A 24,476-nucleotide genomic window follows, 5' to 3' on the forward strand; every position below is an offset into this window, starting at 1 on the left:
GTCGTGCCCTGCGGCGAACGGCGGATCGCGGAATGCCCACTCGCGCTGCCCGGCCCCACCCCAGAAACACGAGGACGATACCAGCGGCGCAGGCCACGTAGCTGTCCGGTTTCCGCACGGTAGGAATGACCGGAGCGGGTATTGCGACAGGGCGGTGCGGTCCGGCAAGCTGTACCGCCGTACCCGCGCCCGGTCCGGAGCGGAGTGTACGACGTTAACCGTCCGGTCGACGGCGGTGGCAGGAGCGTTTCCGACCACCGCGCGGAAGTGTGGAACTAGCGTGACTACCCCGGTGAGTTGCTGATGATCAGCGTGGTGATGGCCGCGCACAACGAGGCCCGTGTCATCGGCGACTGCCTCGACGCGCTGCTCGCCGACGCCGCGCCCGGTGAACTCGACATCGTGGTGGTCGCCAACGGCTGCACCGACGACACGGCCGGGATCGCCGCCGCGCGGCCCGGTGTCCGGGTCGTCGAGGTGGCGCAGGCGGGCAAGTCCAACGCCCTGAACGTAGGCGACGCCGCAGCTCGTGGCTTCCCGCGGGTCTATCTGGACGCGGACGTGGTGTTGAGTCCGGGCGCGCTTCGTGCGATGGCCGCAGCGCTCACCGCCGACGGCCAGCCACCGCTGGCCGTGATGCCCCGGCGCCACATGGTGACGGCCGGCCGCTCGCTGGCGGTTCGGGCCTACTACGCGATCAACACCCGACTGCCGATCTTCGCGGACGCGCTCTTCGGTCGGGGCGCGATGGGCGTCTCCGCCGCTGGGCGGGCACGGTTCGACCGCTTCCCGGAGCAGATCGCCGATGACCTCTTCCTCGACTCGCAGTACTCATCCGACGAGAAGCAGGAGGTGAGCGGGGCGACGTCCTATGTGCAGGCCCCCCGGCGCACCCGCGACCTGGTCCGGACACTGGCGCGGGTACGCGCTGGCAACACGATGTTGCGGGCTAGCCACACCGGCATCCGCGCCTCCGCGCCGTCCTCGTGGTTACGGGACGTGGTCCTGCCCCGCCCCTGGCTCGCACCGGCGGCGGTGGTGTACGTGGCCATCACCGTGGCGGCAGCGCTCAGGGCCCGCCGTCACCCACGGGACGCCTGGGGACGGGACGACTCCACCCGCTGACCACGCGACCGCGTCGGCGCGCGGAACGCGCCGGACCTCCCGGTGGTTCAGTAGGTGGAGCGGCGCCGCCGCAGCAGCATCACCACGGCGACGACGAGCCCGGCCACCAAGGCGGCCACCACGCCGGCGAGCAGTGCGCGCGGCAACTGCGAGGACCCCGTCGAATCCCCCTCCAGCCGAGCCCGGTCCATGGCGTTCTGGCGGTACGCCTGAGCGAGCAGGTTGGTCGGCGAGGACGTCGCCACGGTGTCGAGCAGGGTGATGGCTTCCGCGTTCCGCCCGGCGAAGAAGGCGTCGAGGCCGTCGCGGTACGTCCGGTCCGGATCGGCCAGCCCGGCCTGGACGCCCGCCTCACCGAGTAGCCCGGTGATCACCGACACCGGCACGAGGGCACGGTTCGCTCCGCCGTTGGCGGCCCGGTCGTTGTCCACCACGCCGACAACCCGGCCGCTGGTGTCGATGGCGATCCCACCGTGCGAGTAGATGCCGACGTCGTCGTTGACCCGGGCCACGGTCACCGCGCCCTGGGTCGCCGTGCCGGAAACCTGCACCGGCTTGGAGTTCAGGGTGTAGGTAGCGGCGCGGAAGTCGGTGTCGGTCGTGCCGTAGCCGATAACGAGCAGCGACGTGCCCGACCCGAGCGCGGCCTCTGCGTTCAGCTCGACCGTGGCAAGGTTCTTCTGGGCGAGCCTCAGCAGCGCCAGGTTGCCGTTGTCGGCGGGGAGGACACGCACCACCTCGACCGGCACAGCCGGATCGGCGGTCAGGTCGCCACGTGCAATGTTGAGCTGCCCGAACACCTGGTTGGTGGGTTCCGAGCCGGGCTCACGGCCGGTGAAGGTCGTGGTGGCCATCTTCGTCCGGACGTACTGATCGAGTGCCGACGCGGTGAGCTTCTTCTGCTCGATGAGGATCCGGCCAAGGGTGTAGAGGGCACGCTCCCGCGCAACCTCGGCTTCCGGCCGGACGCACTGGCCGTTGGTGAGCACGTGGCCGTCCGCATTGACCACGAATCCACTGCACCGCCGCTTGAACGTGATCGGGGTGGCGCTGAGCGGGACGTTGGACTTCGTCTCCCGCAGCACGCCGGTGAAGACCGCCTCGATGAAGACCAGGGACGGCGCGGCGATGGCCAGCGCACGCTCTTCCGCGCTGTACGGCGCAGCCTGCGCCCACGGCTTCAGGCCCGGGTTGACTGCGGCGGCGCTGGGAAAGGCCGAGGCGCCCAGGGTCGGCGTCGCCTCGGGCCCGGCCGACTCGCCCGGGGCGAACGCCCAGACCGCCGCGCCGACACCCAGGGCGATCACCAGCACGAGGGCGGTGAGGCCCACCCAGAGGCCAGCACCACCCTTGGCCGGCTCCGAGGGCTTGATCCGCCGGGTCGGCGCGGCAAACGGGTCGTACGGCGCAACGCCGCCGGCCTGGGGAGCCTGGGCTGCAGGCGACTGGGGCGCGGCCGAGACCGGCTGCGTGGGGGCCACCGTGGTCGGCGCGTCCCACGACGGTGCGGGCGTGGCGGAGACCGGACGCGGCGCCAAGGCTTCCGGCCGGGCGGGCGTCGGTCCGGCCTGCACGGCCCACGGCGCGTGCGGCGGCGCGGACGTCGGCGTCGGCACGCCCGAGACCGGATACGGCGGCGCGGAAGCTGAGCCGGGCGGGGAGGAGACCTGCTGGGGCGGTGCCGAGACCGGCGGCGCCTCCGGGCCGGCCGCCACCGGCTGGTATTCCACGCCGAGCGAGCGCAGGAGCTTCTCCGCGCCGGGTCCGGCCTCGGCGGGGTAGGCGACCCAGGGCGACGGAGCCGAGAAGTCCGCGTACGTGTAGGGCTGACCGTCGGGCGCCTGGGCGAGCGCGTTGGCCATCGCCGAGTAGGCCTCCCGCCAGCGCGGATCGTTGGCCACAACCGCGTCCAGCACGGCCACCGTCACGAACCGGCCCTGCGCGTCGATGGCCGCCCAGGCCTTCCCGACCTGGCAGGTGCCCAGCAAGTGGGTGAACCTGTACGGGCCCTCCGGCTGCATGCGCCAACTCCTCCGCTAGACCGCCACGCGGATCCTACAGAGGCCACGCTCGCCCGGCCGTCGGCCGGTCGGCGGGCCGACACCGGCCCACCCTGCCGAGCGCGATCCCGGCCGCCGCGGCGAGCGACCGCCTTGTTCAGGTCGAATGCGGCGCACGGGTGTTGCCTGTGAAAGTTTTCATGCATAAAGTCATCGCGTGAATGAAGGAGCTGTCGCGGCACCCACCGAGCAGGTGTCGGGCCTCTTCCAGGGGGTCCGGCTCACCCCGACCCAGCGCCGGATCGCGCACTGCCTGGTGCAGCACGCGCCGACCGTCGCGTACCTGTCGGCGGCCGAGGTCGCCGAGCTGGCGGGGGTCAGCCAGCCGTCGGTCACCCGGTTCGCGGTGGCGCTCGGGCACGACGGCTACCCCGCGCTGCGCCGCCGGCTCCGGGAGCTGACCGCCGGCGCGTCGGGCGGTCCCGTCGACACCGGCAACGAGCTCCAGCAGGCGGTACGCGCCGAGATCGGCAACCTCGACCGGCTCGCCGGGCAGCTCGCCGACCGGGACCGCATCGCCGAGACCGGGAGGCTGCTGGCCGCCAGCCGCCCCCTGCCGGTGCTCGGCCTGCGGGCCGCCGCACCGCTGGCCGCGTACTTCGCGTACTTCGCCGCCAAGGTGCACCCCGACGTGCGGGTGCTCGACGACGGCGGCAGCCTGCTCACCGACCGCCTCGAACAGGCCGCGGCGGCCGGGGCCAGCGCCCTGCTCGCCTTCGTGCTTCCCCGCTATCCCCGCGAGACCCTCGACGCGCTGCGCGAGGCGCGGGCCGCCGGCCTGCGGGTGGTGGCCATCACCGACTCGCCGGTCAGCCCGGCCACCGAGCACGCCGACGTGGTGCTCCCCGCCGCGGTCGGCGCGCAGCTCGTCTTCGACCTGCACACCGCCCCGATGACCCTGGCCATGGTGCTGCTCCAGGCCATCTGCGACGCCGACCCCGCCGACACCCAACGCCGGTTGGAGGCCTTCGAGGCGTCCGCCGCCCGCCGCCAGTTGTTCCTCGGCTGAGAGGAGACCCGAGATGTCCCAGCCCGTCCGCGCCGCGCGCGGCACCGAACGCACCGCCCGTGGTTGGCCCCAGGAGGCCGCGCTGCGGATGCTGATGAACAACCTCGACCCGGAGGTGGCCGAGCGCCCCGAGGACCTGGTGGTCTACGGCGGCACCGGGAAGGCGGCGCGGGACTGGCCGTCGTACCACGCGCTGGTGCGCACCCTGACCGACCTGCGCGACGACGAGACCATGCTGGTGCAGTCCGGCCGGCCGGTGGGCGTCCTGCGCACGCACGAGTGGGCGCCCCGGGTGCTGCTGGCCAACTCCAACCTGGTGGGCGACTGGGCCACCTGGCCGGAGTTCCGCCGCCTGGAACAGCTGGGCCTGACCATGTACGGGCAGATGACCGCCGGCTCGTGGATCTACATCGGCACCCAGGGCATCCTCCAGGGCACCTACGAGACGTTCGCCGCCGTCGCCGCCAAACGGTTCGGCGGGACGCTGGCCGGGACGTTGACGCTGACCGCCGGCTGCGGCGGCATGGGTGGGGCGCAGCCCCTGGCGGTCACCATGAACGGGGGCGTCTGCCTGATCGTCGACGTGGACCGCAGCCGGCTGGACCGACGGGTGCACGACCGCTACCTCGACGAGGTCGCCGACTCCCTGGACGACGCCGTCGAGCGGGCCCTCGCCGCGAAGCGGGACCGCCGCGCGCTGAGCGTCGGCGTGGTGGGCAACGCGGCCACCGTCTTCCCGGAGCTGCTGCGCCGCGGCGTCGACATCGACATCGTCACCGACCAGACCAGCGCGCACGACCCGCTGTCGTACCTGCCGGAGGGGGTGGAGCTGGCCGACGCCCGGGACTACGCGGCGACGAAACCGGTCGAGTTCACCGACCGGGCGCGGGCGTCGATGGCGAAGCACGTCGAGGCGATGGTCGGCTTCCTCGACGCCGGGGCGGAGGTCTTCGACTACGGCAACTCGATCCGGGGCGAGGCGAAGCTCGGCGGGTTCGAGCGGGCCTTCGACTTCCCCGGCTTCGTGCCCGCGTACATCCGACCGTTGTTCTGCGAGGGCAAGGGCCCGTTCCGGTGGGCGGCGCTCTCCGGCGACCCGGCCGACATCGCGGCCACCGACCGGGCGATCCTGGAGCTGTTCCCGGAGAACGAGTCGCTGGCCCGGTGGATCCGGATGGCCGGCGAGCGGGTCGCCTTCCAGGGCCTGCCGGCGCGGATCTGCTGGCTCGGCTACGGCGAGCGGGACAAGGCGGGGGTGCGGTTCAACGAGATGGTCGCCTCCGGCGAGCTGTCCGCGCCCGTGGTGATCGGCCGGGACCACCTCGACTGCGGCAGCGTGGCCAGCCCGTACCGGGAGACCGAGGCGATGGCCGACGGCTCCGACGCCGTGGCCGACTGGCCGCTGCTCAACGCGCTGGTCAACACCGCCAGCGGGGCCTCCTGGGTGTCGATCCACCACGGCGGCGGGGTGGGCATCGGCCGGTCGATCCACGCCGGTCAGGTCTGCGTCGCCGACGGCACCGCCCTGGCCGGGCAGAAGATCGAGCGGGTGCTCACCAACGACCCGGCGATGGGCGTCATCCGGCACGTCGACGCCGGCTATGACGCCGCCCGCGAGGTCGCGGAGGCTACCGGCGTGCGAGTGCCGATGGCGGAGGGGGATGCCGCGTGACGGACCTCGCGGGCCGGTTCCGGGCACTGTGGGACGAGATCGCGCCCATCGGGCGGGACGACCGCAGCGGCGGCTACCTGCGCCACGCGCTGACCGAGCCGGAGCTGCGGCTGCGGGAGTGGTTCCGCGAGCAGGCCGACCGCCGGGGCATGCCGGTCACCGATGACGGCAACGGCAACCTGTTCGCCTGGTGGGGTGAGCCGGAGGCCGGCGGCGCGGTGCTGACCGGCAGCCACTTCGACTCCGTGCCGCACGGCGGCGCGTACGACGGGCCGCTCGGCATCGTCAGCGCGTTCCTCGCGGTCGACGAGCTGCGCACCGCCGGCGTCGCGCCGGCCCGCCCGGTGGTGGTCGGCGCGTTCGTCGAGGAGGAGGGGGCGCGGTTCGGCGTACCCTGCCTCGGGTCGCGGCTGCTCACCGGGGAGATCGCGGTGGACCGCGCGGCCGGGTTGCGCGACGCCGACGGGGTGAGCTTCGCCGAGGCGCTGGGCATCCGGCCGGCCGGCGCCCGGCCGGAGCTGGTCGGCGGCTTCGCCGCCTTCGTCGAGCTGCACGTCGAGCAGGGCCGCGCGCTGGTCGAGGCCGACGCGCCCGTCGCGGTCGCCAGCGCGATCTGGCCGCACGGCCGCTGGCGCTTCGAGTTCACCGGCGAGGGCAACCACGCCGGCACGACCCGGATGGCCGACCGCCGCGACCCCATGCTGACGTACGCCTTCACCGTGCTGGCGGCCAACAAGGAGGCGCGGCTGCGCGGCGCCCACGCCACGGTCGGCCGGGTGTCGGTGGAGCCGAACGCCACCAACGCGATCCCGTCGAAGGTGACGGGGTGGCTGGACGCCCGGGCCGCCGAGCCGGAGACGCTGACGGGGCTGGTCGACGCGGTGCGCACGAAGGCCGCCGAGCGGGCCCGCCGCGACGGTACGGAGGTGGCGCTCACCGAGGAGTCGGCCACGCCGCTGGTCGCCTTCGACGGCGGCCTGGCCGCCCGGCTGGCGACCCTGCTCGACGCGCCGGTGCTGCCCACCGGGGCCGGCCACGACGCCGGGGTGCTCGCCGCGCACGTGCCCACGGCGATGCTCTTCGTGCGCAACCCGACCGGGGTCTCGCACTCCCCCGCCGAGTCGGCCACCGACGCCGACTGCGCCGCCGGGGTGACCGCCCTGACCCGGGTCCTGGAGGAGCTGGCATGCCGCTGAACGCGGTCCGGGGTCGCCCTCGGTGGCCTGTCGAGCTGATGTCGCAAACGACTCGGCCTCGTGGTGATCGACTGATGTCGCAGACGATTCAGCTCGACAGGGGGCGCGCGAGATGACCGGGACCCGCTGGCTGGCCGAGTACGCCTGGCTGCCCGACCACGCCGAGCCGACCGCCGACGTGCTGATCGAGACGGCCGACGGGCGGATCACCGGCGTCACGCCGCTGACCGCCGGGTCCGGCGTCACCGCGGGCGTGGAGGTACTCGGCGACGCCGTCCGGCTGCCCGGGCTGACCCTGCCCGGGCTCGCCAACGCGCACTCGCACGCCTTCCACCGGGCGCTGCGCGGACGCACCCACGGCGGGCGCGGTGACTTCTGGACGTGGCGCGACCGGATGTACGCGGTCGCCGCCCGCCTGGACCCGGACTCGTACCTCGCCCTGGCCCGGGCGGTCTACGCCGAGATGGCGCTGGCCGGAATCACCTGCGTGGGCGAGTTCCACTACCTGCACCACAACCCCGACGGCACCCCGTACGCCGACCCGAACGCGATGGGCGAGGCGCTGGTCGAGGCCGCCGCGCACGCCGGGATCCGGATCACCCTGCTGGACACCTGCTACCTCACCGCCACCGTCGACGGACAGCCGCTGGCCGGGCCGCAGCGACGGTTCGGCGACGGCGATGCGCTGCGCTGGGCGGAGCGGGCCGCCGCGTTCACGCCCGACGGCGACCACGCCCGGGTGGGCGCCGCGATCCACTCGGTACGCGCGGTGCCGGCGGGGCAGCTCGCCACCGTGGCGAACTGGGCGGACCGGCGGGGCGCGCCATTGCACGTGCACCTGTCCGAGCAGCCCGCCGAGAACGACGCCTGCCGGGCCGCCCACGGCCGCACCCCCACCCGGCTGCTCGCCGACCACGGTGCGCTCGGCCCGGGCACCACGGCCGTACACGCCACCCACCTGACCAGCGGCGACCTCACGCTGCTCGGCGACGCGGGCAGCGGCGTCTGCCTCTGCCCCACCACCGAGCGGGACCTGGCCGACGGGATCGGCCCGGCCCGGCGGATGGCCGACGTGGGCCTGCCGCTCAGCCTGGGCAGCGACAGTCACGCCGTGGTCGACCTCTTCGAGGAGGCGCGCGCGGTCGAGCTGGACGAGCGGCTGCGCACCCGCCGCCGCGGCCACTTCGCCGCCGCCGAGCTGCGCGACGCCGCCACCGTGGGCGGCCACGCCGCGCTGGGCTGGCGCGACGCCGGGCGGATCGCCGTGGGGGCCCGCGCCGACCTGGTGACGGTACGGCTGGACAGCCCCCGCACGGCCGGCGTACCGCCGGTGGGGGTCTGGTTCGCGGCGGCCGCCGCGGACGTCACGCAGGTCGTGGTGGACGGCCGGGCGGTGGTGCGCGACGGCCGCCACCTGACGGTCGACGTGCCGGCCGAGCTGAGCGCGGCCATCGAGGAGGTGACCTCTTGAGCAGTCTGCTGGTCGACGACATCGGCGAGCTGGTGACCAACGACGCGGTCGGCGGCGAGGGCGGCCCGCTGGGCATCCGGCGCGACGCCGCGCTCCTGGTCGAGGACGGGCGGGTGGCCTGGGTCGGGCCGGCCCGGGACGCGCCGGCCGCCGACCGGCGGGTCGACGCCGGGGGTGGCGCCGTGCTCCCCGGCTTCGTGGACAGCCACGCCCACCTGGTCTTCGCCGGGGACCGGGCCGCCGAGTTCGCGGCCCGCATGGCCGGGCAGCCGTACACCGGCGGCGGCATCCGGACCACGGTCGGCGCGACCCGGGCCGCCTCGGACGACGAGCTGCGGGCCACCGTGCGCCGGCTGCGCGACGAGGCGCTGCGGCAGGGCACCACCACCATCGAGATCAAGAGCGGGTACGGGCTCACCGTCGCCGACGAGGCCCGCTCCCTGGCGATCGCCGCCGAGGTCAGCGAGGAGACCACCTTCCTCGGCGCCCACGTGGTCCCCGCCGAGTACGCCGACCGCCCGGACGACTACGTGGGCCTGGTCTGCGGGCCGATGCTGGCCGCCGCCGCACCGCACGCGCGCTGGATCGACGTCTTCTGCGAGCGGGGCGCCTTCGACGCCGACCACACCCGGGCGATCCTGACCTGTGGGCAGGCCGCCGGGCTGGGCGTGCGGGTGCACGCGAACCAGCTCGGCCCGGGACCGGGCGTCCAGCTCGGCGTCGAGCTGGGCGCGGCGAGCGTCGACCACTGCACGCACCTGACCGACGCCGACGTCGACGCGCTGGCCTCGACCCGGGTCGACGGCGGGCACACCGCCACCGTGGCGACCCTGCTGCCCGGCGCCGAGTTCTCCACCCGCTCGCCCTACCCGGACGCCCGCCGGCTCCTCGACGCCGGCGTCACCGTGGCGCTGGCGACCGACTGCAACCCCGGCTCGTCGTACACCTCGTCGATGCCCTTCTGCCTCGCCCTCGCCGTACGCGAGATGCGGATGACCCCGGCGGAGGCGGTCTGGGCCGCGACCGCCGGCGGCGCGCGGGCGCTGCGCCGCGACGACGTCGGGGTGCTCCGGCCGGGGGCCCGGGCCGACCTGGTGATCCTCGACGCCCCGTCCCACCTGCACCTGGCCTACCGGCCGGGTGTGCCACTGATCCGCCAGGTCCTGCGCAACGGAGTGCCTAAATGACGACCGTGACCATTCTGCCCACCGGGATCTCCCCCGCCGACGTGCTCGCCGTGGCGCGTGGCACCGCAAAGGTGATCCTCGACCCGGCCACCGTGGACGCCATGACCACCAGCCGTGCCATCGTCGACGGCATCGAGGCCGCCGGCCGGCCGGTATACGGCGTCTCCACCGGGTTCGGGGCGCTGGCGAACACCTTCGTCGCGCCGGAACGGCGGGCCGAGCTGCAGCACGCGCTGATCCGCTCGCACGCCGCCGGGGTGGGCGCGCCGATGCCCCGCGAGGTGGTCCGGGCGATGATGCTGCTGCGGGTGCGCTCGCTGGCGCTCGGCCGCTCCGGGGTCCGGCCGCTGGTCGCCGAGGCGCTGGTCGACCTGCTCAACCACGACGTGACGCCGTGGGTGCCCGAACACGGCTCGCTGGGCGCCTCCGGCGACCTGGCGCCACTGGCGCACTGCGCGCTGGTGCTGCTCGGCGAGGGCTGGGTGCTCGGCCCGGCCGGCGAGCGGGTTCCCGCCGCCGACGCGCTGCGCCGGGTCGGGTTGGCGCCGGTCGAGCTGGCCGCCAAGGAGGGGCTGGCGCTGATCAACGGCACCGACGGCATGCTCGGCATGCTGCTGCTGGCGATCCACGACGCCGCGCACCTGTTCACGATGGCCGACGTCACCGCCGCCCTCGCGATCGAGGCGATGCTCGGCTCGGAGCGGCCGTTCCTGCCGGAGCTGCACGCCATCCGGCCGCACCCCGGGCAGTCGGCCTCGGCGGCGAACATCCACCGGCTGTTGCAGGACTCGCGGGTGATGGACTCGCACCGGGACGACCTGGCGCACGCGGTGCAGGACGCGTACTCGATGCGCTGCGCCCCGCAGGTGGCCGGCGCGGCTCGGGACACGCTGGACTTCGTCCGCACGGTGGCCGACCGGGAGCTGGTCTCGGTGGTGGACAACCCGGTGGTGCTGCCGGACGGCCGCGTCGAGTCGACCGGGAACTTCCACGGCGCGCCGCTCGGCTTCGCCGCGGACTTCCTGGCCATCGCCGCCAGCGAGGTGGGCGCGATCGCCGAGCGCCGGGTGGACCGGCTGCTGGACGTCACCCGGTCCCGGGAACTGCCGGCGTTCCTCTCCCCCGACGCCGGGGTCAACTCCGGGCTGATGATCGCCCAGTACACGGCCGCGGGGATCGTCGCGGAGAACCGGCGGCTCGCCGCGCCAGCCTCGGTGGACTCGCTGCCCACCAGCGGGATGCAGGAGGACCACGTCTCGATGGGCTGGGCGGCGACCAAGAAGCTGCGCACCGTGCTGGACAACCTGACCAGCGTGCTCGCGGTGGAGCTGCTGGCCGCGGTACGCGGGCTGCAGCTGCGCGCGCCGCTCGACCCGTCGCCCGCCGGCCGCGCCGCTGTCGCGGCGCTCGGCGGGATCGCCGGCGAGCCGGGGCCGGACGTGTTCCTCGCCCCGCTGATGGAGGCCGCCCGGGCCGTGCTGGCCGGGCCCGAGCTGCGGGCCGCCATCGAGCGCGAGATCGGCCCTCTCGCCTGAACCCGGCGCGAGACCTGACGGACGGGCGGGTCGGTGGCCCGCCCGTCCGTCTTCAGGCGGTGGCCGGGGGCAGCACCTTGGCGACCAGCTTGGCCAGCTCGCGCAGCGCCTTGCCGCGGTGGCTGATCGCGTCCTTCTCCTGCGGCGTCAGCTCGGCGTTGGTGCGGTCCTGCCCGTCGCCCAGGAAGATCGGGTCGTAGCCGAAGCCGCCGTCGCCGCGCGGCGTGCGCAGCAGCCGGCCGCTCTGCCGGCCGTCGACCAGGTGCTCCTTGCCGCCGGGCAGCACCAGGGCCACCGTGCAGACGAAGGACGCCCCCCGGTGCTCGTCGGGGAGGTCCGCGATCTGGTCCAGCACCAGCTGGAGGTTGGCCTGGTCGTCGCCGTGCCGGCCGGCCCAGCGGGCGCTGAACACGCCCGGCATGCCGTTCAGCGCGTCGACGGCGAGGCCGGAGTCGTCGGCGATCGTGGGCAGGCCGGTGCGCCGGCACCCCTCCCGCGCCTTGATCAGGGCGTTCTCGCCGAAGGTCAGGCCGGTCTCGGGCAGCTCCGGGTATTCCTCGACGTCGTCGAGGCCGAGCAGGGCGACGCGGTGCGCGCCGAGCGCGCCGTCGAGGATCCGCTGCAGCTCGACGAGCTTCTTGCGGTTACGGGTGGCGAGCAGCACCTTGTTCATCAGACCTCACCTTTGTTCGCGGCCGCGGGGCTCGCAAGCTGACTCCTCGCGCTCACCGGACCTCACCTCTGTTCGCGACGGCGGGGCTCGCAAGCTCACTCCTCGCGCTCACGGGAGGAGCGCCTTCCGCTGGGCCTCGGCCAGTTCCACGCAGCCGGCGACGGCCAGGTCGAGCAGGGCGTCGAGTTGCTCGCGCGCGAACACGCCCGCCTCCCCGGTGCCCTGCACCTCGACGAACTCGCCGGCGCCGGTGCAGACCACGTTCATGTCGACCTCGGCGGTCACGTCCTCGGCGTAGTTGAGGTCGAGCCGGGGCTCGCCGTCGATGACCCCGACGCTGACGGCGGCCACCGAGCGGTGCATCACCTTCTCCGGCTTGCCAGCCAGCGCCTTGCGCCCCGCCAGCCAGGTCACCGCGTCGTGCAGGGCCACGTAAGCGCCGGTGATCGCCGCGGTGCGGGTGCCGCCGTCGGCCTGGAGCACGTCGCAGTCGAGCACGATCGAGTTCTCGCCGAGCGCCTTCAGGTCGATCGACGCCCGCAGGCTCCGGCCGATCAGCCGGGAGATCTCGTGGGTACGCCCACCGACGCGCCCCTTAACGCTCTCCCGGTCGGAGCGGGTGTTGGTGGCGCGGGGCAGCATCGCGTACTCGGCGGTGACCCAGCCGAGCCCGGAGCCCTTGCGCCAGCGGGGCACCCCCTCGGTCACGCTGGCGGTGCAGAGCACCCGGGTGTCACCGAACTCCACGAGCACCGAGCCCTCCGGATGGGTGCTCCAGCCCCGGGTCAGCGTCACAGGTCGGAGTGCGTCGGGCCGCCGCCCGTCAGGTCGTGCCATGCCTGCACCTTATGCGGTGCCGTGATCGAACCGCCCCGCGGTGTCCCGACCCGCGGGCACGACCGGTCAGATCTCGTAGCTGGCGCCGGGCCGGACCACCTCGAGGGGACCGGCGTAGGCGGCGCCCGCCGACTCCACGGTGTGCGCCTCGCTGCCCCAGGCGGCCACCAGGTGGGTCAGCAGCAGCCGGCCGACTGCCGCCTTGGTCGCCGCCTCGCCGGCCTCCCGGCCGGTCAGGTGCAGGTCGGGCGGGTTGTCCACGCCGTCGAGGTAGCTCGCCTCGCAGAGGAAGACGTCGGCGTCCTGGGCGAGGCGGAGCAGCGCCTCGCAGGGCGCCGTGTCCGAGGAGTAGCAGAGCACCCGGCCGCCGTGCTCCAGCCGGACGCCGTACGTCTCGACGGGATGGTTCACCCGGTCGACGGTGACGGTGAACGGGCCGATCGGAAAGGTGCCGGGCTGGAGGGCGTAGAACTGGTACACGTCCTCGACGGTGCTGTCCTCCTGCCCGTACGCGGCCGCCAGCCGGTCGGGCGCGCCGGACGGGGCGTAGACCGGCAGCGGCGGGTAGGGGCCGTCCGGGGCGTAGCGCCGGACCACCACGTACGACGCCGCGTCGAGGATGTGGTCGCAGTGCAGGTGGGTCAGGAGGATCGCGTCGGGGGCGTGCAGCCCCGCGTAGCGCTGGAGGTTGGACAGCGACCCGGAGCCGAAGTCGAGCAGCAGCCGGAAGCCGTCCGCCTCGACCAGGTAGGCCGAGCAGGGGGACTCGGGTCCGGGGAAACTGCCGGCGCAGCCCAGCACAGTCAGGCGCATCGAGTCGTCTCGCTGTCACGCCGAGTAGTGCCCGCGCCGACGATCGGTCTCTCGATGATCTCTACCGACGCGTACGCCACGCTGCGCAGCCTACGCTCGCCCACCGGGCGGCAAGAATCATCCACCGGAAGTTGTCACCAACGTGACACCCGCTCCGGGCCCGCCGCCGCAGCCGCGCGGGGCGCGTGACGGGTCGGCGTCCGACGGTAGCGCTGAGTGAGCACACCGGCCGCCGGGGCCGGCGGCCACCGGCAGGGTCACCGGCGCGCGGCGGCGACCCTGCGGCGGCGTCCTCAGGCCCAGAGCTGGCCCTCCAGCGCGTCCTCGGCGTCGGCGAGGGTGCCGCCGTACGCTCCGGTGGAGAGGTATTTCCAACCGCCGTCGGCGACCACGAACGCCACGTCGGCGCGGCGGCCGTCGCGGACCGCCTCGTGCGCCACCGCCAGGGCGGCGTGCAGGATGGCGCCGGTGGAGAAGCCGGCGAAGATGCCCTCCACCTCCACCAGCTGGCGGGTCCGCAGCACGGCGTCCCGGGTGCCGACGGAGAAGCGCCGCGACAGCACCGTGGCGTCGTAGAGCTCCGGTACGTAGCCCTCGTCGATGTTGCGCAGCCCGTAGACCAGCTCGCCGTAGCGCGGCTCGGCCGCGACGACCTGGATCCCGTCCACCTTCTCGCGCAGGTAACGCCCGGTGCCCATCAGCGTCCCGGTCGTGCCGAGACCCGCCACGAAGTGGGTGATCGTGGGCAGGTCGTGCAGCAGCTCGGGCCCCGTGGTCTCGTAGTGCGCGCGGGCGTTCGCCTCGTTGCCGTACTGGAAGAGCATCACCCAGTCGGGGTGCTCGACCGCGATCTGCTTGGCGGTGGCCACCGCCTGGTTCGAGCCGCCGGCGGCCGGCGAGAAGATGATCTCCGCGCCGTACATCCGGAGCAGCTGCACCCGCTCGGTGGAGACGTTCTCCGGCATCACGCAGACCAGCCGGTAGCCGCGCAGCTTCGCCACCATGGCCAGGGAGATGCCCGTGTTGCCGCTGGTCGGTTCGAGGATGGTGTCGCCCGGCCGGAGCCGACCCGCCTCCTCCGCCGCCCGGACCATGAACAGGGCCGCCCGGTCCTTGATGCTGCCGGTCGGGTTCCGGTCCTCCAGCTTCGCCCAGAGCCGCACCGGCGGCGCTCCCTCGGGCACCGTCGGGGAGAGCCGGGGCAGGCCGACCAGGGGCGTGCCGCCGCAGGCGTCGAGCAGGCTGTCGTACCGCGCCATCGCGGTCGCCTCAGCCGGCGGCGACGGACGCGCGGTGGCCGGCGAACGCCGCCGCGGCGGCGAAGCCGAACGCGCCACCGGCGACGGCCGGCAGGATGGTCACGCTGTCGCCGTCGTTGAGCTTGGCGTCCAGCGCGCCGAGGAAGCGGACGTCCTCGTCGTTGACGTAGACGTTGACGAAGCGGTGCAGCGCACCGGCGTCGGTGACCAGCCGGGCCTTCAGGCCGGCGTGCCGGGAGTCCAGGTCGGTGAGCAGGTCGCCCAGCGTGTCGCCGGTGCCCTCGACGACCTTCGCGCCGCCGGTGTAGCTGCGCAGGATGGTGGGGATGCGAACCTCGATGGCCATGGTGTCGTGCTCCTCGGTGATGATCGGGTGTGCCGGATGGTGACGGGGACGTGGACGGGTGACGCGGCGCTGGGTCAGCGGCCGGAACACTCGTAGTCGACCGTCGCCGGGCTCTGCCCGAACATGTAGGACTGCACGGCGTGCGGATCCACCCCCGCGTCGAGGATGCGCACCGGCTCCTCGGTCACCACGCCGTCGACGATGCGGAAGGAGCGGATCTCCTCCGTGTCGGGCTCGCGGGTGGAGACGAGGAGGTAGTGCGCGCCCGGCTCGCCGGCGAAGGAGATGTCCGTCCGGGACGGGTAGGCCTCCGTGGCGGTGTGCGAGTGGTAGATGACGACGGGCTCCTCGTCCCGGTCGTCCATCTCGCGCCAGACCCGCAGCTGCTCCATCGAGTCGAACTCGTAGAACGTCATGGAACGGGCGGCGTTGTCCATCGGGATGTGCCGGGTGGGGGTGTCGCTGCCGGCGGGACCGGCGACCACGCCGCACGCCTCGTCGGGGTGGTCCCGACGCGCGTGGGCGACGATCGCGTCGACGATCGACCGGTCGATGCTCAGCACGTGCTCCAGCCTAACGCGTACCTGCCGCGACCTTAAGGTGGCGGCGGTCACGCCTAGTCGATCAAGGCGTTGAGCAGGGACTCCTGGAGATACCCGAGGTACGCGTAGACCGACAGTTGGAACACCCGGCTGGATGTCGGATCCTCGGCGACCGCGTCGTCGAGTTCCTCGCCGAGGTCCGTGCCGTCCTTGATCTCCAGCCGGACGCCCATCGCCAGCCGGGCGTCGTTGAGCGCCCGCAGCCACGCCTCGGCCGCCTCCGCGTCGAGGCGCACCTCGCCGCCGGCGGAGTCGGGCAGCGCGGCCAGTATCGCGCCGGCCTGGTCGATCTTGCCCGTCTTGAGGTCGCCCTCCGTGTAGCGGCGGAACTCGGCGGTGCCGGACGGATCCTCCGGGTAGACCTCGGGGAAGAGCCGGCCGACCACCGGGTCGGAGTGGTCGAAGCCGTCCGTCAGCAGGCCGACCACCTCGGAGGCGACCTTGCGCAGCACCCGGACCTCGTCGACGGCGAAGGTGGCGACGTAGCGGTCGCCCTGGCGACGGAACATGCTCACGACCGATCCACCGTCGCCCACAGCCCGTACGCGTGCAGCTGCGACGCGTCGTGCTCCATCCGCTCCCGGGCGCCGCTGGAGACGACGGCACGCCCCTTGTGGTGCACGTCGAGCATGAGCTGCTCGGCCTTCTCCCGGCTGTAGCCGAAGAGCTTCTGGAACACCCAGGTCACGTAGGTCATGAGGTTGACCGGGTCGTCCCACACGATCGTCACCCACGGCCGGTCGGACGCCGGCACCTCATCGGTGTCCGGCGTCTCGACCGGTGCAACCTGCGGAGCCGCCATGCCCCCCATCGTGCCACCGGATCCGGCGAACCGAGGAACCGGAACGCCGGACCGCCGCGGATCACCACGTCCGGCCTGGCCGGGCACGTCGGAGGCGGCCCGCGGCGGCGCCGGCGCGGGGCCGGTGGCGCCGCGGGCGCGGTCGCCGTCAGGCGAGCAGGATGCCGTGGTCGACCGCATCGGCAAGCACCCCGTCCAGCGAGAGGCGGACCACCTCGAGCCGCCGGGACACCTCCCGGGACAGCTCCAGCTCGACCTGGCGCAGCGCGCGCTGCGCCCAGGCCCGGGCGGCGTTCGGATCATGGTTGCCCGGGCTGCGCCAGTGTTGCCAGCAGCCGCCGGAGAGGGCGACCGCGACGGGCGGGAGCACCTCGGCCCGCTCGGCGCCCGGGCAGCTCGCCAGGGCGTCGGTCGCGCCGGCGCCGGTCAGCCCGGCCACGCCCCCGGTGCTGGTGACCAGCAGGACCCGGTCCAGCTCGTCGCCGGCCCGGTGGTCGGCCAGACCCCAGCGCACCGCGAAGGAGAGGCGCCGGCGTACGCCCGCGGACAGCGGCGCCCCGAGGACGCGGCCGGCGGCGTCCTCGACGAGCCGGTGGACCGCGTGGTCGCACTGGGCGGTCGCCAGCAGCGACAGCGCCTCCATCTCCCGGTCGAGCAGCTGCGGCAGGCCGGCGCAGCCGACGCCGAAGACGATCTCCTGCACCACCCGCAGGTGGGTGTTCGCCAGCTCCAGGGCGAGGTGCTGGCGGATGCGCTGGGCGCAGGACCGGGCCTGCCGGTCGAGCCGCTCGGACCAGTCGCCGGGGTCGGCGGCCACCGCCACCCGGCCGTGCGCCCCGGGCAGCACCGGCGGGTCGGCGCTGGCCCGCCGCAGCCCCTCGTCGGCGGCCCAACCCACCAGGGCCCGGCGCAGGTCCGCCCCGTCGCCGCCGGCGACCGGGAACCAGCGGGCGCGGGCGAGCGCCGGAACGGCGGCCAGCAGGGCCGCCCGGTGCGCCTCGACGGTGACCGCGACCGGGTCCACCGGGTCCACCGGGGCCGGGCCGGAAGCCGACCCGATCGGCGCGACGGACGCCCCCGTGCCCTCCGTCGTCACCGTGGCCTCGGGCACCGGGGCCCACCCGGCCGGGCCCGGGGTGACCGCGAAGAAGACCTCCACCCGGGCGCGGGCCACCTCGGCGAGCAGGTTCAGCTCGACGGCGGTGAACGCCTGGTCGGCGGCGATCACGAAGAGCACCGCCCCGGACCGGCCCGCCGCGTCGAGCAGCAACCGGGTGCCGGCCACCCCGAGGGCGCCCGTGTCCGGTGTGTCGACGACGGTGAAGTGCCGCAGCAGCGGCTCGGGGACGCTCAGCTCGACGCGGCGCGGCGGACGGGCCAACGCCGGGCCGGCGGCCAGCCGGTCGGCCCCGTACGAGTGGGGCTGGCGGTAGCCGGGGACGTAGGCGGCCCGGGTCGGCACCCGGGAGTGCTTCACCACCAGCCAACTGCCGGCCGGCACGGAGAGCATGCCGGGATCCAGTCGGAGCACGTCGGCGAGCACCTCGGGCCGACCGGCGCCGGCCGGGCCCACGGCGACCACGGCCAGCGGCTCCTCCGGCCGCGGCTCGGTCACCCCGAGCCTGGTGGGCATGGGGCCGCAGTGCGGTGGCCTGGCGGCGTCGGCCATGTCGTCGGGCACGTCGACCGCGGGGAGAGGACCGGGCTTCATTCGAGAGCGGCCTCCCATGGCAGGCGACCGGCAGCGGCCGGCCGCGTGGAATCGTCCGGTGCGGGCACCCGGATGCCGGAAGAGTACGGGCGACCAGGGCCCCTGTCCGAACACTTCGGATACTCAGCAGTAACCATGAGATTACTCAACTTCGCTGCGTGACGATGCGAGCGCGGACGGATTTCGATGGCTATGCTGCCTCGATGAGTCGGTGGAGTTTCGTCGGCCGAACGGATGAGCTCGACCGTCTGTTGTCGGCGGTGACCGGCACGGAGGGGCGGGGCCTCTTCTTCAGCGGGAGCGCGGGCATCGGCAAGAGCCGCCTGCTGCGCGAGGGGGTGGCGGCCCTGCCCCGCGACAGGTACGCGGTCTGGTGGATCGCGGCCAGCGCCACCACCGCCGCGCTGCCGTTCGGCGGCCTGGTCCAGGTGCTCCCGGCCGAGCAGCCGCAGGGCCTGTCCCCGGCCGGCATCCTGCGCTGGGCGGTGGACGTGCTGCAACAGCAGGCGGCCGGCCGCCGGATCGTCCTCGCGATCGACGACGCGCACCTGCTCGACCCGCCGTCGGCCGCGCTGGTGCACCTGGTCGCCCGCGCGGACAACGCCACGGTGATCGGCACGCTGCGCGACGGCGAGCAGCTCCCCCTGCCGATCCGGGCCCTGTGGACCGACGACCTCGTCGACCACGTCGAGCTGAACCCGCTGGCGCCGGCCGAGACCACCCGACTGCTCTCCGAGATCCTGGACGGCCCGGTCGACGCCACCTCCGCCGACCGGCTGGGCCGGCTCTCGGCGGGCAACCCGCTGCTGCTGCGCGAGCTGGTGTTCGCCGCGGACCGCGGGGAGCTGACCCGCACCTACGGGATCTGGAAGTGGACCGGCCGGCTGGAGCTGGCGCCCAACCTCACCGACCTGATCGACACGCGGATCGGGCAGCTCACCCCGGGCGTCCGCGCGGTGGTCGAGCTGGTCGCCTTCGGCGAGCCGCTCGGCCTGCACCTGCTCAACCAGGCCGTCGACCCGGCGGACGTGGAGCTCGCCGAGGAGCGCGGGCTGATCGTCGTGGTCCGCGACGACCGGCGGGCGAACGTGCGGCTGGCGCACCCGCTCTACGGCGAGGTGATGCGCCGCCGCTGCCCGGTCAGCCGGACCCGCCGGTTGCAGGCGCGCCTCGCCGAGCTGCTGGAGCAGGTCGGCAAGCGGCGCCGCGACGACCTGCTCCGGGTGGCCGTCTGGCGGCTCGACTCCGGCACCGCGCAGGACCCGGCCCTGCTGCTCGACGCGGCCGGGCAGGCGTTCGCCCGCTACGACGTACCGCTGGCGACCCGGCTGGCCCGCGCGGCGCTCGACGCCGGCGGCGGCTTCGACGCCGCGGAGCTGCTGGCCACCATCCTGATGTTCGCCGACCGACCGGACGAGGCGATCGAGGTCCTCGACGCGGTCTCCGCCGACATCCGGGGCGACCGGCGGCTGAGCCGCTGGCTGACCGTGCGGGGCATGGTCAGCTACTGGGGCCTGAGCCGGGAGTCCACGGTGGAGGAGATCGCGGCCCGCAGGTCGACCCTGGCGGACTCCGCCGACCAGGCCCGGGTGCTGGCCTTCGAGGGCATCATGCGGCTGCACCGGCTGGACACCGGCATCGCGCTGCGGCTCGGGCAGACGGTGCTGGACCGGCCCGCGGCCAGCGTCGCCGCCCGGGAACTGGCCCGCAGCACCATCGCCTACCTCCAGGCGGCCCAGGGCCAGCTGCACCGCAGCGCCACCGCGATCAACCAGGTGCAGGCCGAGGCGGGCCGCTGGCGGGCCGACATGCCGTACCTGCAACTGGCCCTGGAACTCGCCCGCGGCACCCGGCTGGCGCTCGCCGGCGACCTCGCCGGCATCGACGCGATCGTGGCCGACGAGTTCGCCGACCTGGCCGGCGCCGGGGACTTCCGGCTCGGCACCGGCTACCTGGCCATCCTCCAGGCGTACGCGGCCCGCCTGCGCGGCCAGAGCGACGCGGCGCTGCGGACCAGCCTCGAGGCGTGCGCGGTCCTCGCCACCAGCCGGGTCTACGCCGGGCTGGCCCAGGCCGAACGGGCCCAGGCGGCGGCGCTGCGCGGCGACGGCGCGCAGGCGGCCGAGGCGATGGCGGAGGCCGACCGCACCCACGCGCCCGGCATGGCGGTGCTCTACCCGTGGCTGGAGCAGGCCCGCGGCGCGGTGCTGGCCGCCGGCGGCGACGTGCCCGGCGCCGTCAAGCACCTGACCGGGCTGGCCGACCGGCTGCGCGCGGACGGCTTCGCCGGTCACGAGGTGCACGTGCTGCACGACCTGGTCCGGCTGGACCGGGCGACCGCCCCGATCGGCCCGATCTGCTCCGACGGCAGCCGGCGCACGGTCGCGCAGCGGCTGGCCGAGCTCTCCGAACGGGTCGACGGGGACCTGCCGCCGCTGCTCGCCCGGCACGCCCGGGCCGCCGCGGGCGACTCCGCCGACGAACTGCTCGCGGTGGCCGACGGCTTCGAGGCGCTGGACCTGGCCGTGTACGCGGCCGAGGCCGCCGCCGCGGCGCTGGACCGGCTGCGCCGGCGGCGGTCCCCGGCGGCGGCCGCGGCCCGGGAACGCCTGGCCGCCCTGCTCGGCCGCTGCGACCTGATCCGCACGCCGGCGTTGCAGGCCGGGGCGCCCGCGCTGACCGAGCGCGAGTGGCAGGTGGCCCGGCTCGCGGCGGACGGGGTGACCAGCCGGGCCATCGCGGAGCGGCTCTACCTCTCCGCCCGCACGGTGGAGAACCACCTCCAGCGGATCTACAGCAAGCTCGGCGTGGCCGGCCGGGCCGAGCTGCGCGCCGCCCTGCGGGCGATCCCGGGCCACGAGGGCGGGGAGTCGGAGTGAACTCTAGGCTGGGGCGGTGAGCACCCTTCGCCCCGCGCTGCTGACCGACCACTACGAGCTGACGATGGTCAGCGCCGCCCTGCGGGACGGCACCGCCGACCGCCGCTGCGTCTTCGAGGTCTTCAACCGCCGGCTGCCCGCCGGCCGGCGCTACGGGGTGGTCGCCGGCACCGGCCGGTTGGTCGAGATGATCCGCGACTTCCGCTTCGACGCCGACGAGATCGAGTTCCTGCGCCGCACCGGGGTGGTCGACGAGCAGGCCGCCGCGTGGCTGCGCGACTACCGCTTCACTGGCGACGTCGACGGCTACGCCGAGGGCGAGCTGTTCTTCCCCGGCTCGCCGATCCTCACCGTCTCCGGCGGCTTCGCCGAGTGCGTGGTGCTGGAGACGCTGGTCCTCTCGGTGCTCAACTACGACAGCGCCGTGGCGGCCGCCGCCGCGCGGATGGTCACCGCGGCCCGGGGTCGGACCCTGATCGAGATGGGCTCCCGGCGGGCGCACGAGGAGGCGGCGGTGGCCGCGGCGCGGGCCGCGTACCTGGCCGGGTTCCGGTTCACCTCCAACCTCGCCGCCGGGCAGCGGTACGGCATCCCGACCGCCGGCACCGCCGCGCACGCGTTCACCCTGCTGCACGACGACGAGCGGGCCGCGTTCGCCTCGCAGGTCGCCACGCTGGGCAAGGAGACCACGCTGCTCGTCGACACGTACGACATCAGCCAGGGCATCCGCAACGCGATCGCGGTGGCCGGGCCCGACCTGCGGGCGGTCCGGATCGACTCGGGCGACCTCGCCGTGATCGCGCAGCAGTCCCGCGAGCTGCTCGACTCGCTCGGCGCCACCGAGACGAAGATCATCGTCTCCGGCGACCTCGACGAGTACGCCATCGCCTCCCTCGCCGCCGAGCCCGTCGACATGTACGGCGCGGGCACCGCCGTGGTCACGGGCTCCGGCGCGCCCACCGCCGGGCTGGTCTACAAGCTGGTCGAGGTCGACGGGCGCGCGGTGGTCAAGCGCTCCGAGCGCAAGGCCACCATCGGCGGCCGGAAGGTGGCCGTACGCCGGCACAAGCCGACCGGCACCGCCACCGAGGAGGTCATCGTGCCGCAGGGCGTGCCGGACCGGCAGCCCAACGACCGGCTGTTGCAGCGGCCGTTCCTGGTCGGGGGCGAGCCGGTCGACCTGCCGTCCCTGGACGAGTCGCGGGAGCACCTGCGGCAGTGCCTGATCTCCATCCCCTGGGAGGGGCTGAAGCTCTCCGCCGGCGACCCGGCCATCCCGGTCACGGTCGTACCGGCCGACTGAAAGGAGCACTCCGGTGGGCAACGCGCTGATCATCGTGGACGTGCAGAACGACTTCTGCGAGGGCGGCTCGCTGGCCGTCGGCGGCGGGGCCGGCGTGGCGGCCGGCATCACCCGCCTGCTCGCGGCCGAGCCGGGCCGCTGGGACCACGTGGTGGCGACGAAGGACTACCACGTGGACCCGGGCGCGCACTTCGGCGACCCGCCGGACTTCGTGGACTCCTGGCCGCGGCACTGCGTGGTGGGCACGCCGGGCTCCGAGTTCCACCCGGACCTGGCGACCGACCGGATCGAGGCGATCTTCCACAAGGGCGAGCACGCGGCGGCGTACTCGGGCTTCGAGGGGCACGCCGACGACGGCGAGTGCCTGGCCGACTGGCTGCGCCGGCACGGGGTGGACACGGTCGAACTGGTCGGCATCGCCACCGACCACTGCGTCCGGGCCACCGCCCTGGACGCCGCCCGGGAGGGCTTCGCCACCACCGTGCTGCTGGGCCTCACCGCCGGCGTCGCGCCGGACACCACCGACGTGGCGCTGCGGGCCATGGAGGGCGCCGGGGTCACGATGCGCGGAAAGCCTGTGATCAGGGCCGCATGAGGCGGTAATTCGTTGGCGGGTGTCGTACCCCGGGCCGAGGATGTCGGGCGGAGGTACGCACCGACATGAACCTGAAGCCTTACCGGGAGGCGCTCGCCCTGCCCGGTCTCCGGTCGTTGCTGCTGGTATCGGTGCTCGCCCGCGTCCCGCTCACCGCGACCGGCGTGACCCTGACCTTCTACGTCGTGCTCGACCTCGGGCGCGGCTACGGGGCGGCGGGGCTCGTCGGCGCGGCCATCACCGTGGGCGCCGCGATCGGCGGCCCGCTGCTCGGCCGGCTGGTCGACCGGCGCGGCCTGCGGCCGGTGCTCGTGCTGACCGGGATCGCCGAGGCGGTCTTCTGGTCCACCGCGCCGATGCTGCCCTACCCGCTGCTGCTGCCGGCCGCGTTCCTCGCCGGCTCGCTCGCCCTGCCGATCTTCTCGGTGGTCCGGCAGTCCATCGCGGCGATGGTGCCGCCGGAGCGGCGTCGCCCCGCCTACGCGCTGGACTCGATGTCGGTGGAGCTGTCGTTCATGGTCGGCCCCGCGCTGGCCGTGGCCGCGGTCACCGCGATCTCCGCCCGCACGACCCTCTATCTGGTCGGCGCCGGGATCGTCGCCTCCGGCATCGCGTTCTGGCTGCTGAACCCGCCCGTCCGGGGCGGCGGCGAGCCGACCGGGCCGCAGCCGAAGGTGCCCCGCCGGGCGTGGCTCACCCCGCGGCTGCTCGCCGTGCTGGCGATCAGCGCCGCCGGCACGCTGGTGCTCGGCGGCACCGACGTGGCCGTGGTCGCCGTGCTCCGGGAGAGCGGCGACGTCGGGTGGACGGGCGCGGTCCTGGCCGTGTGGGCGGTCGCCTCGCTGGTCGGCGGCTTCGCGTACGGAGCCGTCAGCCGCTCCTTCTCGCCGCTGGCCCTGATGGCCGCGCTCAGCCTCTGCACCATCCCGGTCGGGTTGGGCGGGGCGCACTGGTGGCTGCTCTGCCTGGCGCTGATCCCCGCCGGGGCGCTCTGCGCGCCGACCCTCGCGGCCACCGCCGACGCGGTGAGCCGGCTCGTCCCCGCCTCCGTACGCGGGGAGGCGATGGGCCTGCACGGCTCGGCGGTCACCGTCGGCATCGCCGTGGGCGCCCCGCTCGCCGGCGCCGTGATCGACGTCTCCGCACCGGCCTGGGGCTTCGCGGTCACCGGCGCGATCGGCGCGCTGGTGGCGCTTGCCGTGCTCCCGATCGAGCTGCGACGCCGCCGGACGGCCGCCCCGGTCACGTCCGAGGCCGAGCCCGAGCTGGCCCCGGCCGTCGGCTGACGCTCCCTGTGGGAGCCCGGAGGGGCCAGGCGTTTCCCTCCGGGCCGCCGGGCCCGCTCCGGGCCGCCTCGGGCCACCATGCCCCGCAGTCCCGCCCGGACCAGCCCACCCCGTC

21 protein-coding genes are annotated in these 24,476 nt (G+C 74.6%); 11 read left to right on the forward strand and 10 right to left on the reverse strand.

What is annotated here, in order from left to right:
• The first annotated feature begins 303 nt into the window (after nt 1-303).
• Entirely contained in the window at nt 304-1,125 is an 822-nt protein-coding gene (locus ACSNOB_RS19320; RefSeq protein WP_436687918.1) for a glycosyltransferase, read from the forward strand.
• Nucleotides 1,126-1,172: 47 nt separating this feature from the next.
• Here ACSNOB_RS19320 and ACSNOB_RS19325 read toward each other — a convergent pair whose 3' ends face one another.
• Nucleotides 1,173-3,146 (reverse strand): trypsin-like peptidase domain-containing protein, encoded by a 1,974-nt coding sequence (locus ACSNOB_RS19325; RefSeq protein ID WP_436687919.1) that lies wholly within the window; start codon nt 3,144-3,146, stop codon nt 1,173-1,175.
• A 196-nt stretch (nt 3,147-3,342) separates the two neighbouring features.
• Here ACSNOB_RS19325 and ACSNOB_RS19330 point away from each other — a divergent pair, with 196 nt between their 5' ends.
• From ACSNOB_RS19330 to hutH, 6 genes are all read left to right on the forward strand, one after another.
• Complete coding sequence (locus tag ACSNOB_RS19330; RefSeq protein ID WP_436687920.1) at nt 3,343-4,194, forward strand: MurR/RpiR family transcriptional regulator; 852 nt, start codon at nt 3,343-3,345, stop codon at nt 4,192-4,194.
• Nucleotides 4,195-4,207: 13 nt separating this feature from the next.
• The gene (hutU, locus tag ACSNOB_RS19335) at nt 4,208-5,866 is read left to right on the forward strand and encodes a urocanate hydratase (RefSeq protein WP_436687921.1); all 1,659 of its coding nucleotides are present in this window, start codon (nt 4,208-4,210) and stop codon (nt 5,864-5,866) included.
• Nucleotides 5,863-7,062: an allantoate amidohydrolase gene (locus ACSNOB_RS19340; RefSeq protein ID WP_436687922.1), complete on the forward strand. Its 1,200-nt coding sequence runs from the start codon at nt 5,863-5,865 to the stop codon at nt 7,060-7,062. Before hutU ends, ACSNOB_RS19340 begins: the two co-directional genes overlap by 4 nt.
• A gap of 112 nt (nt 7,063-7,174) precedes the next feature.
• Nucleotides 7,175-8,533, forward strand: coding sequence for a formimidoylglutamate deiminase (locus ACSNOB_RS19345; protein WP_436687923.1), 1,359 nt, complete (start codon nt 7,175-7,177; stop codon nt 8,531-8,533).
• Nucleotides 8,530-9,720, forward strand: a complete 1,191-nt coding sequence (gene hutI, locus ACSNOB_RS19350; RefSeq protein ID WP_436687924.1) for an imidazolonepropionase — start codon at nt 8,530-8,532, stop codon at nt 9,718-9,720. The genes ACSNOB_RS19345 and hutI overlap by 4 nt, the downstream gene beginning before the upstream one ends.
• Complete coding sequence (gene hutH / locus ACSNOB_RS19355; RefSeq protein WP_436687925.1) at nt 9,717-11,255, forward strand: histidine ammonia-lyase; 1,539 nt, start codon at nt 9,717-9,719, stop codon at nt 11,253-11,255. The genes hutI and hutH overlap by 4 nt, the downstream gene beginning before the upstream one ends.
• Before the next feature lie 52 nt (nt 11,256-11,307).
• On the opposite strand, the gene rdgB is transcribed toward hutH, so the two are convergent.
• The 9 genes from rdgB to ACSNOB_RS19400 form a co-directional block, all read right to left on the reverse strand.
• Nucleotides 11,308-11,928 carry an RdgB/HAM1 family non-canonical purine NTP pyrophosphatase gene (rdgB, locus tag ACSNOB_RS19360; protein ID WP_393111685.1) on the reverse strand — a complete coding sequence of 207 codons (621 nt, stop codon included), beginning with the start codon at nt 11,926-11,928 and terminating at the stop codon, nt 11,308-11,310.
• A gap of 108 nt (nt 11,929-12,036) precedes the next feature.
• Nucleotides 12,037-12,765 (reverse strand): ribonuclease PH, encoded by a 729-nt coding sequence (rph, locus tag ACSNOB_RS19365; protein WP_436687926.1) that lies wholly within the window; start codon nt 12,763-12,765, stop codon nt 12,037-12,039.
• Between the two features lie 66 nt (nt 12,766-12,831).
• Nucleotides 12,832-13,578, reverse strand: a complete 747-nt coding sequence (locus tag ACSNOB_RS19370; protein WP_436687927.1) for an MBL fold metallo-hydrolase — start codon at nt 13,576-13,578, stop codon at nt 12,832-12,834.
• A 293-nt stretch (nt 13,579-13,871) separates the two neighbouring features.
• On the reverse strand, nt 13,872-14,837 hold the full coding sequence (locus ACSNOB_RS19375; protein ID WP_393111694.1) for a PLP-dependent cysteine synthase family protein: 966 nt from the start codon (nt 14,835-14,837) through the stop codon (nt 13,872-13,874).
• A gap of 10 nt (nt 14,838-14,847) precedes the next feature.
• Nucleotides 14,848-15,183, reverse strand: a complete 336-nt coding sequence (locus ACSNOB_RS19380; RefSeq protein WP_436687928.1) for a MoaD family protein — start codon at nt 15,181-15,183, stop codon at nt 14,848-14,850.
• Nucleotides 15,184-15,257: 74 nt separating this feature from the next.
• Entirely contained in the window at nt 15,258-15,746 is a 489-nt protein-coding gene (locus tag ACSNOB_RS19385) for a M67 family metallopeptidase (protein WP_350676806.1), read from the reverse strand.
• A gap of 53 nt (nt 15,747-15,799) precedes the next feature.
• Nucleotides 15,800-16,294: a DUF2017 domain-containing protein gene (locus tag ACSNOB_RS19390; protein ID WP_393111799.1), complete on the reverse strand. Its 495-nt coding sequence runs from the start codon at nt 16,292-16,294 to the stop codon at nt 15,800-15,802.
• A 2-nt stretch (nt 16,295-16,296) separates the two neighbouring features.
• Entirely contained in the window at nt 16,297-16,587 is a 291-nt protein-coding gene (gene clpS, locus ACSNOB_RS19395; RefSeq protein ID WP_089001780.1) for an ATP-dependent Clp protease adapter ClpS, read from the reverse strand.
• Nucleotides 16,588-16,735: 148 nt separating this feature from the next.
• Nucleotides 16,736-18,298, reverse strand: a complete 1,563-nt coding sequence (locus tag ACSNOB_RS19400; RefSeq protein ID WP_436687929.1) for a hypothetical protein — start codon at nt 18,296-18,298, stop codon at nt 16,736-16,738.
• A 203-nt stretch (nt 18,299-18,501) separates the two neighbouring features.
• Here ACSNOB_RS19400 and ACSNOB_RS19405 point away from each other — a divergent pair, with 203 nt between their 5' ends.
• The 4 genes from ACSNOB_RS19405 to ACSNOB_RS19420 all read left to right on the forward strand — a co-directional run bounded on the left by ACSNOB_RS19405 (nt 18,502) and on the right by ACSNOB_RS19420 (nt 24,361).
• Complete coding sequence (locus tag ACSNOB_RS19405) at nt 18,502-21,177, forward strand: LuxR C-terminal-related transcriptional regulator (protein ID WP_436687930.1); 2,676 nt, start codon at nt 18,502-18,504, stop codon at nt 21,175-21,177.
• 16 nt (nt 21,178-21,193) lie between these two features.
• Nucleotides 21,194-22,480 (forward strand): nicotinate phosphoribosyltransferase, encoded by a 1,287-nt coding sequence (locus tag ACSNOB_RS19410; RefSeq protein ID WP_436687931.1) that lies wholly within the window; start codon nt 21,194-21,196, stop codon nt 22,478-22,480.
• Between the two features lie 13 nt (nt 22,481-22,493).
• Nucleotides 22,494-23,075 carry an isochorismatase family protein gene (locus ACSNOB_RS19415; protein ID WP_436687932.1) on the forward strand — a complete coding sequence of 194 codons (582 nt, stop codon included), beginning with the start codon at nt 22,494-22,496 and terminating at the stop codon, nt 23,073-23,075.
• A gap of 65 nt (nt 23,076-23,140) precedes the next feature.
• On the forward strand, nt 23,141-24,361 hold the full coding sequence (locus tag ACSNOB_RS19420) for an MFS transporter (RefSeq protein WP_436687933.1): 1,221 nt from the start codon (nt 23,141-23,143) through the stop codon (nt 24,359-24,361).
• Nucleotides 24,362-24,476 lie beyond the last annotated feature (115 nt).

This window comes from Micromonospora sp. URMC 106, assembly GCF_051386395.1.
In the GTDB taxonomy this organism is placed as follows: domain Bacteria; phylum Actinomycetota; class Actinomycetes; order Mycobacteriales; family Micromonosporaceae; genus Micromonospora.

Bases quoted from the DNA above. Each gene is read 5' to 3' on its own strand.
- ACSNOB_RS19320 (WP_436687918.1), top strand. From the start codon at position 304: ATGATCAGCGTGGTGATGGCCGCGCACAACGAGGCCCGTGTCATCGGC.
- ACSNOB_RS19325 (WP_436687919.1), bottom strand. From the start codon at position 3,146: ATGCAGCCGGAGGGCCCGTACAGGTTCACCCACTTGCTGGGCACCTGC.
- hutU (WP_436687921.1), top strand. From the start codon at position 4,208: ATGTCCCAGCCCGTCCGCGCCGCGCGCGGCACCGAACGCACCGCCCGT.
- ACSNOB_RS19345 (WP_436687923.1), top strand. From the start codon at position 7,175: ATGACCGGGACCCGCTGGCTGGCCGAGTACGCCTGGCTGCCCGACCAC.
- hutH (WP_436687925.1), top strand. From the start codon at position 9,717: ATGACGACCGTGACCATTCTGCCCACCGGGATCTCCCCCGCCGACGTG.
- rdgB (WP_393111685.1), bottom strand. From the start codon at position 11,928: ATGAACAAGGTGCTGCTCGCCACCCGTAACCGCAAGAAGCTCGTCGAG.
- rph (WP_436687926.1), bottom strand. From the start codon at position 12,765: ATGGCACGACCTGACGGGCGGCGGCCCGACGCACTCCGACCTGTGACG.
- ACSNOB_RS19370 (WP_436687927.1), bottom strand. From the start codon at position 13,578: ATGCGCCTGACTGTGCTGGGCTGCGCCGGCAGTTTCCCCGGACCCGAG.
- ACSNOB_RS19375 (WP_393111694.1), bottom strand. From the start codon at position 14,837: ATGGCGCGGTACGACAGCCTGCTCGACGCCTGCGGCGGCACGCCCCTG.
- ACSNOB_RS19380 (WP_436687928.1), bottom strand. From the start codon at position 15,183: ATGGCCATCGAGGTTCGCATCCCCACCATCCTGCGCAGCTACACCGGC.
- ACSNOB_RS19390 (WP_393111799.1), bottom strand. From the start codon at position 16,294: ATGTTCCGTCGCCAGGGCGACCGCTACGTCGCCACCTTCGCCGTCGAC.
- clpS (WP_089001780.1), bottom strand. From the start codon at position 16,587: ATGGCGGCTCCGCAGGTTGCACCGGTCGAGACGCCGGACACCGATGAG.
- ACSNOB_RS19400 (WP_436687929.1), bottom strand. From the start codon at position 18,298: ATGAAGCCCGGTCCTCTCCCCGCGGTCGACGTGCCCGACGACATGGCC.
- ACSNOB_RS19405 (WP_436687930.1), top strand. From the start codon at position 18,502: ATGAGTCGGTGGAGTTTCGTCGGCCGAACGGATGAGCTCGACCGTCTG.
- ACSNOB_RS19420 (WP_436687933.1), top strand. From the start codon at position 23,141: ATGAACCTGAAGCCTTACCGGGAGGCGCTCGCCCTGCCCGGTCTCCGG.